This window comes from bacterium, from assembly GCA_036524115.1.
Classification (GTDB): domain Bacteria; phylum JAUVQV01; class JAUVQV01; order JAUVQV01; family DATDCY01; genus DATDCY01.
In genome coordinates this window covers 1-8,895 of sequence record DATDCY010000154.1, presented here as the reverse complement: position 1 = coordinate 8,895, position 8,895 = coordinate 1, and the positions used below count along the sequence as shown (strand labels likewise).

Below are 8,895 nucleotides of genomic sequence, written 5' to 3'. Positions count from 1 at the left end.
CGCCACGCCGGCGGCACGGTCGCGCGCGGCATCGTCGACGCCTACCCGCGGCCGCAGCAGGTGCCGACCGTGCGCCTGCCGGCCGGGGAGGTCGCGCGCGTCCTCGGCGCGGACATCCCGGAGGCCGAGGTGCGGCGCATCCTCCTCTCGCTCGGCTGCACCGTGACCGCGGCGGACGGCGGCGCGCTCGCGGTCGTCGTGCCGTCCAGCCGCCTGGACCTGGCGATTCCCGCGGACCTCGTCGAGGAGGTCGCGCGCATCACGGGATACCACCGCATCCCGAGCGCCCCGATGTCCGGCGAGTTCCCGCCGCCGCGGCCCGACGCCGCGATGGACGCCGAGGACCGGGCGCGCGACGCCCTGGTCGCCTGCGGGCTGACCGAGGTCATCACCTACTCGCTGACCGACCCCTCGTGGTGCGTGCGCCTCGGGCTGGAGCCGGACGCCGCCGGCTTCGTCTGCCTCGCCAACCCGATGACGGCGGACCGCACGCACCTGCGCCGGCACATCCTGCCGGGCCTGCTCGAGACGCTGCGGCACAACCTGCGCTACGTCGACCGCGTCGCGGTCTTCGAGCTGGCGCGCGTCTACCTGCCCGGCGGCGCGCAGCTGCCCGACGAGCCGCGCCGGCTGGCCCTGCTGCTGAGCGGGCCGTCGTCGCCGCCGTGGTGGGGGAACCCGACGCCGGCGCCGTACGACTTCTTCCACGCCAAGGGCGTCCTCGAGGCGCTCGCCGCGCGATTGAACCTCGGCGCGCTGGCGTTCGCGCCGTTCGACGGAGCGCCGTACCAGCGCGGGCGGGCGGCCCAGGTTTCGCTCGGTGGCAGGCCGGTCGGGACCTTCGGCGAGCTGGCCCCCGCGCTGCGCGGCGTCTTCGACCTGCCGGAGCGGCGCGTGGTGCTCGGCGAGTTCGACGCCGCGACGCTGCTGGCGGGCGCGGGGCTCGGGGCGTACCGGCGCCTGTCGCGCTTCCCGGCGCTGACGCAGGACCTGGCGATCGTCTGCCCCGAGGAGATGGCGGCAGCCCGGATCGAGACCGTGGTGCGCGAAGCGGCGGGCGAGTTGCTCGTGGACCTGCGCCTCTTCGACGTCTACCGCGGCGAGCCCCTTCCCAAGGGCAGCCGCAGCCTCGCCTACACGGTGACCTTCCAGTCGACCGAGCGCACGCTCGGCGAGGAGGACGTGCTGCCGCTGCGCGGGCGGATCGTGGCGGCGCTCAAGGACACGCTGGGGGTCGGTCTGCGCGCCTGAGCCGTCCGCTCCGGCCGGCGGCTACGGCAACCCCAGGTACCTCCGCGCCAGCGCGCACTGCGGGTCGATGGCCAGCGCGCGGCGGAAGTCCGCGGACGCTTCCTCGGCCCTGCCCATCTGCTGGAGCGTGAGCCCGCGGTTGGCCCACGCCAGGGCGTCGTTCGGCTCGAGGCGGATGGCCTCCGCGTACTGGGCGAGCGCCTCGTCGTAGGCGCCGACGTCCGAGAGGGCGTTTCCCAGGTTCATGTGCAGGACGGAGACCTCGGGGAGCGAGCGCAACGCGTTGCGATAGTGCGCGATGGCCTCCTGCTTGCGCCCCAGCGTGGAGAGCAGGTCCGCCATCACCATCTCGTCCTCGCCGAAGTCGGGCCTGATCTGCAGCGCCAGGTCGAACTCCTCCAGGGCCTCCTCGTTGCGTCCGAGCCGGGCGTACGCGCGCCCCAGGTTGAAGTGCGGCGCGTCGAAGTGCGGGCGGGTCTCGAGGGCGTTGCGATAGTGCCCCATGGCGGCGTCGAGGTCCCCCTGCTCCTGGAGGGCCCAGCCGAGGTTGTTCTCCGCCATCCAGTTGCGCTCGGTGACCGCGAGCGCCCTGCGGTAGAGCGCGACCTCGTCCCGCCAGTACGCCGCCTGCAGCCAGCTCGCGGTGCCGAGGGCCAGGAGCAGCGCGAGCGCCGCGGCGGTCGCGAGCGCCGGTCGCCGCAGCCGCCGCGCGGCCGGCGCCGCGATCCAGACGACGGCCAGCGAGAGGCCGATGGAGGGCAGATAGGTGTAGCGGTCGGCGCGCGCCTGCGCCCCCACCTGGATGAGGCCGATCACGGGCGTCAGCGTGCCGAGGAACCAGAGCCACCCCGTTGCCAGCGCCGGGGCGCGGCGCCAGAGCCGCAGGGTGAGGGCGGTGACCGCGACGAGGGCGGCCGTCGCGCCCAGGGCGAGCCCGAGGCTGAAGTGCGTCCCCGGGTGGGGGTAGAAGACCGCCAGGCCCGCGGGCCAGACGGTGTCCGCCAGGTAGGCGACGCACGAGATCACGGCATTGGCGAGGCGGGCTGCCACGGGGTAGTGTTCCAGGTTCTGCATCGCCCCCGCGCTGCCCTGGCTGATCACGGCGCCCGCCGCGCCGCCCGCGGAGAGCAGCAGGAGGGGGACCTTCTCGAGCAGGAGGCGGGTGGGGCGCGTCCCGCCCGGCCGCCCCGGCCGGAGGCGCCCGAGCGGCCAGGCGTCGAGGAGCAGGAGCGCCGCCGGGAGCGTGACGACCATCGCCTTGGTCAGCAGGCCGAGCGCCAGCCAGAGCGCCACGAGCGCATAGCGTCGCGGCCCCGGGCGCCGGGCGTAGCCGACGTACGCGGCAATGGCCAGCAGCCAGAAGATCGTGCTCAGGGGGTCCTTGCGCTCGGTCACCCAGGCGACGGACTCGACGCGCAGCGGGTGCAGCGCGAACAGCGCGGCGCCGAGCGCGCTCGGCAGGAGCGAGCCGGTGAGGCGGCGCAGGACGACGAACAGCAGCGCGCTGCAGGCGGCATGCAGTCCCGCGTTGACCAGGTGCGCGGGGCCCGCGGCGTCGCCGAAGACCGCCCGGTCCGCCAGGTGGGCGATCCAGGCCAGCGGGTGCCAGTTGGCGTGGTACGAGGCCGTGAACGCCCAGCGGATCCCCTCGCGCGTCAGCCCCTTCTTGAAGCCCGGGTTGCCGATGATGTAGCTGCGGTCGTCGAAGACGTAGCCGAAGCCGACGGTCTGGCCGTAGACCGCGAAGACCGCGGCGATCAGCAGGAGCGCGAGGAGGGCGGCCGCGGCCCGCTCGCGCCCCGGCCCGGCGTTGCGCTGGGTCGGGGTGGGTCCCACGGCGGGCGGAAGGCGGGACGTCGGGCTACAGTTCGCGGCCGGCGGCCCGGACGAAGGGCTTGATCTCCCGCATCAGCTCGCGGAACTTCTCGGGCTTGAGCGACTGCAGGCCGTCGCTCACGGCCAGCTCGGGGTGCGGGTGCACCTCGATCATCAGGCCGTCGGCGCCGACCGCGGCGGCCGCCTTGGCGAGCGGCAGGACGTACTGCCAGTGGCCGGCGGCGTGGCTCGGGTCGATGACCACCGGCAGGTGCGTCATCCCCTTGAGCACGGGGACCGCGGAGATGTCGAGCGTGTTGCGCGTGGCCCGCTCGAAGGTGCGGATGCCCCGCTCGCAGAGGATCACCCGCCGGTTGCCCTCGGCGAGGATGTACTCGGCGGACATCAGGAATTCCTCGATCGTCGTCATCATGCCGCGCTTGAGGAAGATCGGCTTGTCGAGCTGGCCGAGCACCTTGAGCAGCGCGAAGTTCTGCACGTTGCGAGCGCCCACCTGGAACATGTCGGCGTACTTGGCGATGGTCTCGGCGTCCGCCGGGTTGACGATCTCCGTCACCACGGGCAAACCGGTCGCCTCGCGCGCCTCGGCCAGCAGCTTGAGCCCCTCTTCCTCCATCCCCTGGAAGCTGTAAGGGGAGGTGCGCGGCTTGTAGGCGCCGCCACGCAGGATGCGGGCGCCGGCCTTCTTCACGGCGGCGGCGGTCTCGAGGATCTGCTCGCGGCTTTCCACCGAGCAGGGGCCGGCGATGACGACGAAGGCGTCGCCGCCGATCTTCACGCCGCCGACCTCGATGACCGTCGGCTCCGGCTTGACCTCGGTGCTCGCCAGCTTGTAGGGCTTGAGGATGGGGACGACCTTCTCGACCCCGGCGAGCGACTCGAGCGACTGGAGGCGGGCCTTGCCCCGCTCGTCCCCGATGGCGCCGATGACGTCGCGCTCGACGCCGTGGATGATGTGGGTCTTGTAGCCGAGGTCCCGGATGGCCTTGAGGACCTCGTTGAGCTCCTTCTTGGGGGCCCCCTGGCGCATGACGATGATCATGATCCGCCGTTTATACCTGCTAAACTCGCTCGGGGTCAAGCAAATTTGCCCCTTGACAAGAAGGGTCGGAAATCGCTATTTCAATGCCCGTCATGGATTCGCGCACGTCTTCCGCTGGAGTTCTCCGGCGGTACGCATCCTGAGGGGAAAGGGGGTAGGGATTTTCATGAGAATCTCCGGCAAGGTGAAGTGGTTCGACGAGAAGAAGGGCTGGGGCTTCATCCAGAAGGATGACGGCTCAGACGTCTTCGTGCACTACTCGGCCATCCAGGAGCCCGGTTTCAAGTCGCTCGCTGACGGTCAGGCAGTGGAGTTCGAGATCACCGACGGGCCCAAGGGTCCCCAGGCGGCCAACGTCATCAAGGCCGCCCAGGCCTAGGCTTCCCGCCCAAGTCCCTTCGACGGCCCCGGTCGCGGCGCACGGCGCGCGGTCGGGGCCGTTGCGCGTCCGGCCCCCCTCCCGGGGGCGTCTTCTTCCCTGACTATTCCGGTGACTTTCCGGTTGACAGCCCGCCGGGGGGTGGCACAATACGGTCCCACGGAAGGAGAGGGCGATGCGTCTGTTCAGGAAACGCAAGGGCGCCGAGGAGAAGGGCCGCGTCGAGCGCCGCAGCCACTCCTACACCCTCATGATCGTCCCGAGCGCGCACAGCCGCGTGCGCCGCCTGGTCGTCAGCGAGCGCACGCTCCGGCTGATGGTCGCGAGCGCCGGCGCGGCGGCCCTCCTGTTTGCCCTGCTCGGAATCTCCTTTGTTCGCGGGATGTTCCAGGCTGCCGAGCTGGATCGGCTGCGCGCCGAGACGGTGGCCCAGCGCGAGAAGACCGCGCAACTGGCCCGCGGGCTCGTCGACATGGAGAACGCCATGTCGCGGCTGCGCAAGTTCGAGGCGCGGCTGCGCACGGCGTTCGATCTGGACCACCGGGCGGCCGATCGCGAGAAGACGCCGGCCATCGGCGGCGGCGAGAAGAGCCTCGCCGACATGCTCAGCGGGCAGGAGGTGCGGCAGGCCGACCTCGCCGGCCAGGTCGACCGCGACCTCGCGCAGCTGCGCGGGCGGGTCGAGACCCAGGAGCAGGGCCTCTCGGACCTGGTCAGTTACCTGGAGGATCGGCGCTCGCTCATGGCGGCGACGCCCTCGATCCTGCCGACGCGCGGGTGGGTGACGTCCGGCTTCCAGTGGCGCAGCGATCCCTTCACCCAGAACAAGACCATGCACCGCGGGCTGGACATCTCCTCGCCGCTGGGGACGTCCATCGTGGCGCCCGCCGACGGATTGGTCACGGCCGTCGGCCGCGAGGCGGAACTGGGCAACATGGTGTCCCTGGAGCACGGCTACGGGCTCCAGACCCGCTACGGGCACGCGTCGCGGGTGCTCGTGCGGGCCGGCCAGCAGGTGCGGCGCGGGCAGATGATCGCGCTGGTCGGCAACACCGGCAAGAGCACGGGGCCGCACCTGCACTACGAGGTGCTGCGCAACGGCGTCCCGGTCGACCCGCAGGACTACGTCATCAACTAGTCGGCCGCTGATAACGGGCCATCTGCGGCGTCAGGCCCCTCGCGCCTGCCTGCGACGGGCGCCAGCCCGTCTCGGCATTCGCATCGGGGCCTTCCTTGCATCTGACCCGTTCTGAGCGGCCTCCAGCCAGTATCGAGTCGGCCGCCACAGCCCCGGATTGTGATTGACAGCACTGAATCCTTGTGACGTGGTAAACTACACTCGCCGTGCGCGGCCGGGCAGCCGCGGGGGCGCGAACACGCAACGCGGTCGAAGGACAGCCCGATGAGACCGGCCGGCATCGTGTCCACCGTCGGCGCGGGCATCGTCTGCCTGTTGCCGGGAATACTCTGTGCCCTGCTGCCAGCGGGGCCGGCGCTCGCCGCCGCCGGCGACCCGCCCACGGCGGTCGCGACCGCCGATCCCGTGACGATGTACTGCCCGCAGGAAGTCCGCTTCGACGGCACCGGCTCGTTCCACGGGGACCCCGGCCGGCGCATCGCGGCCTACGCCTGGGATTTCCACTACGACGGGTCCTTCACCGAGGAGGCGTCAGGCCCCACGGCGGCCGCCACCTACGGCGAGCTCGGGTCGTTCACCGCGGCGCTGCGGGTGACCGATGACGGTGACCCCGCGGCGAGCGGCCTGGCGACGGTCGCGGTCGAGGTCGTCAACCGCGCGCCGGTCGCCGCCGCCGGCGACCCGTACACGGTGGCGATCGGCAAGCCGCTGAGTCTCAGCGCGGCGGGCAGCAGCGATCCCGACGCTCCGTGTGGCGATGCGATCGCGGAGTACGCCTGGGACCTCGACGACGATGGAAAGTACGGCGATGTCAGCGGCGCTCTGGTGAAGCTCGGGTGGGAGCAGGTGAGGACGCGAATCTGCGGCGGGGCGTGCACGGCGGGAACGCAGCACACCGTCGGCCTGCGGGTGAAGGACCGCTCCGGCCTCTCGACGACGGCTGCCGCGACGGTCGCGATCGCCGCGGGCACCGCGAAGGTGACCCTGACCTGGCCCAACGGCGGCGAATTCCTCGGCACCGGGCGCGCGCAGACGATCCGCTGGGTGGCCGGCACGGGCGTGGCGAGCGTGCGGGTCTCGCTTCGCCCGGACGGCGGGAGCTGGCGCGTCGTCGTGCCCGGGACGCCGGCCTCGCGCGGCATGGCGTCCTGGACGCCGTCGCCGTCGACGTACAAGGTCACCGCCCGGAACTGGCGTATCAAGGTGGAGGGGTTGCGCAACGACGGCGCTGTCGTGGCCATGGACGTGAGCGACGCGCCGTTCGCCATCGGGCCGCTGGATCTGACCGCGGCCGAGAAGGGCGTTGAAGTAGTCGGCGGGAGCACCCTCCACGTGACCTGGACGAGGGCCCTGACGGCAGCGCCGGTCGCCTACACCCGATTCTCGTACTCGCTCGACGATGGCGCGAGCTGGCAGGCCAAGAGAATCGGCGGCAACCCGGGCTCGTACGATTGGCGCGTGCCGGCCGCGCACGATCGCACCGACGGCTGTCGCGCGCGCGTCGAGCTGTACGGCGGCGCCGATCAACTCCTGGGCAGGGACAGCGGGCAGGGCACATTCAGCATCCTCGGCGGCGTCGATCTTACGTCCCCCGAGGGCGGCGACACGGTGTACGGTGGCACCACCAGGACGGTGCGCTGGGTCACGCGCGCTGGGATCACCGCGTCCTCCGTGAGGCTTCGCCTGTCCCTGGACAGCGGCGCGACGTGGACGGACCTCGCGACCGTCCCGGGCAACCCGGGCACCTGGATCTGGGGGGTGCCGGCGCTGGCGGTGGCCGCCCCCTCCTGTCGGCTGGAGGTGGCGCTGCTCGACGCGGTCGGCGGCACGCTCGCGGCGGACCCCGGCGAGGGGTTGTTCTCGATCCTGGTCAAGGGCGACGCCTACGCGACCGCCCCGCCCGCCGCACCAACGGTCCCGGCCGCCAGCTCCGGCCCGGACTACCAGGTGACGTGGGGCGCCTCGTCCACGCCGGAGGCGACCTATGAGTTGCAGGAAGCGACGAACCCGGGGTTCACGGCGGGCCTGCGGGCCGTCTACGCGGGCGGGTTGCTTGCCGCCCAGATCGCCGGCCGCGCCAACGGCAGCACCTATTACTACCGGGTGCGCGCGCTGCGCGCCGGCTGGAACCCCTCGCCGTGGGTCGCCGGCGGCAACGGCTGCCAGGCGTCCTGGGACGCCACGGCGCCGGGGCCGGTGACCGGTTTCGCGGCGGCGGGCGTCAGCGGCCGCGTGAACCTCTCGTGGGTGAACCCCGGGGATGCCGACTTCGCCGGCGTCCGGGTGCTGCGGCGGACCGACCGGGCCCCGGCCGGCCCCGACGACGGCGCGCTCGTCTACCAGGGCCAGGGGACGGCCGCCGCCGATGTCGGGCTTGGCCCGGGCACCTACCATTACGCGGCGTTCGCGCACGACGCGGCGCTGAACTTCTCGCCGGGCGCCACGGCGACCGCCGATGTCGCCGCCGCCAGCGCCTGCGAGGGGTGCCACAACGGCGACGGCGACGGCGACGGTGTCTGGACGGGCGTGGGCTACGATCCCGACGGAGCGGGGCCGCTCCCGGCCGCCCCCAACGTGATGGGCGACGGCGTCAGCCCGGGCGGCGTGGGCACCAACCCGAAGCCCTACGACGACGGGACGTACGGATACAACGTGAACGGCCACGGCACGAACGGGACGGCGCCGCACGCGCCGGCCGACAGCATCGGATTCGCAATCATCTCTCCGGACGCCACGTGCACGGCCTGCCACGACATCAGCCTTCCGGCGGGCACGCATCTCGACGGCGTGCTCAACTCGGTCGAGACGAAGCAGCACATCAACGGGAATACGGCGCACCTGAACGCGAGCTGGATCGGGATATCCGCGCCGGACTGGAGCGTGCAGCTCACGCTCGACAATCGCTGCGCCTACCAGTGCCACACCCCGGCGAACCGCCACCGCCACAACAAGGACGCCCTGCCGGCTCCGGGCGTGACGCGGTTCGGCGCCCACGGCAGCGTGATGGATGGCCAGGGAATCCCGTATCCGATCGACGTCCACCTCTCGACGAACGCCCCGGGCTCGCCCGCGGACGGCGTCACCAGCTTCGACTAGGCGCCGTGCATTTCCTGCCACAACCCGCACGGCACCAACCTCGCCGACGGCTTCCCGACGAACTGCATGCTCAGGGAGGAGCGCACCGCCGCGCTCTGCGCCGCCTGCCACCGGTGATTTGACCCGCTCCGGGTTGGCACCGGCCGGCGGCCA

Annotated in this window: 6 protein-coding genes; 4 read left to right on the top strand and 2 right to left on the bottom strand. The window is 72.3% G+C overall.

From position 1 onward, the window contains the following. Positions 1 to 1,251: phenylalanine--tRNA ligase subunit beta (locus tag VI078_07305; protein ID HEY5999097.1), on the top strand; the 1,251-nt coding region annotated here is incomplete at its 5' end. A gap of 21 nt (positions 1,252 to 1,272) precedes the next feature. Here the strand turns inward: VI078_07305 and VI078_07300 are convergent. Together VI078_07300 and aroF are read right to left on the bottom strand one after the other, a co-directional pair. Beyond that, complete coding sequence (locus VI078_07300) at positions 1,273 to 3,087, bottom strand: tetratricopeptide repeat protein (protein HEY5999096.1); 1,815 nt, start codon at positions 3,085 to 3,087, stop codon at positions 1,273 to 1,275. A 25-nt stretch (positions 3,088 to 3,112) separates the two neighbouring features. Beyond that, positions 3,113 to 4,129, bottom strand: coding sequence for a 3-deoxy-7-phosphoheptulonate synthase (aroF, locus tag VI078_07295; protein ID HEY5999095.1), 1,017 nt, complete (start codon positions 4,127 to 4,129; stop codon positions 3,113 to 3,115). A 172-nt stretch (positions 4,130 to 4,301) separates the two neighbouring features. Between aroF and VI078_07290 the strand changes: the two genes are divergently transcribed. The 3 genes from VI078_07290 (at position 4,302) to VI078_07280 (ending at position 8,742) form a co-directional block, all read left to right on the top strand. Beyond that, positions 4,302 to 4,508 (top strand): cold shock domain-containing protein, encoded by a 207-nt coding sequence (locus VI078_07290; GenBank protein ID HEY5999094.1) that lies wholly within the window; start codon positions 4,302 to 4,304, stop codon positions 4,506 to 4,508. A gap of 175 nt (positions 4,509 to 4,683) precedes the next feature. Next, positions 4,684 to 5,646, top strand: coding sequence for a M23 family metallopeptidase (locus VI078_07285; protein HEY5999093.1), 963 nt, complete (start codon positions 4,684 to 4,686; stop codon positions 5,644 to 5,646). Positions 5,647 to 5,910: 264 nt separating this feature from the next. Further along, positions 5,911 to 8,742 (top strand): PKD domain-containing protein, encoded by a 2,832-nt coding sequence (locus tag VI078_07280; GenBank protein HEY5999092.1) that lies wholly within the window; start codon positions 5,911 to 5,913, stop codon positions 8,740 to 8,742. Positions 8,743 to 8,895 lie beyond the last annotated feature (153 nt).

What these genes read in the sequence shown, in the direction of transcription:
- aroF (HEY5999095.1), bottom strand. Translation starts at nt 4,129, where the DNA reads ATGATCATCGTCATGCGCCAGGGGGCCCCCAAGAAGGAGCTCAACGAG.
- VI078_07285 (HEY5999093.1), top strand. Translation starts at nt 4,684, where the DNA reads ATGCGTCTGTTCAGGAAACGCAAGGGCGCCGAGGAGAAGGGCCGCGTC.
- VI078_07280 (HEY5999092.1), top strand. Translation starts at nt 5,911, where the DNA reads ATGAGACCGGCCGGCATCGTGTCCACCGTCGGCGCGGGCATCGTCTGC.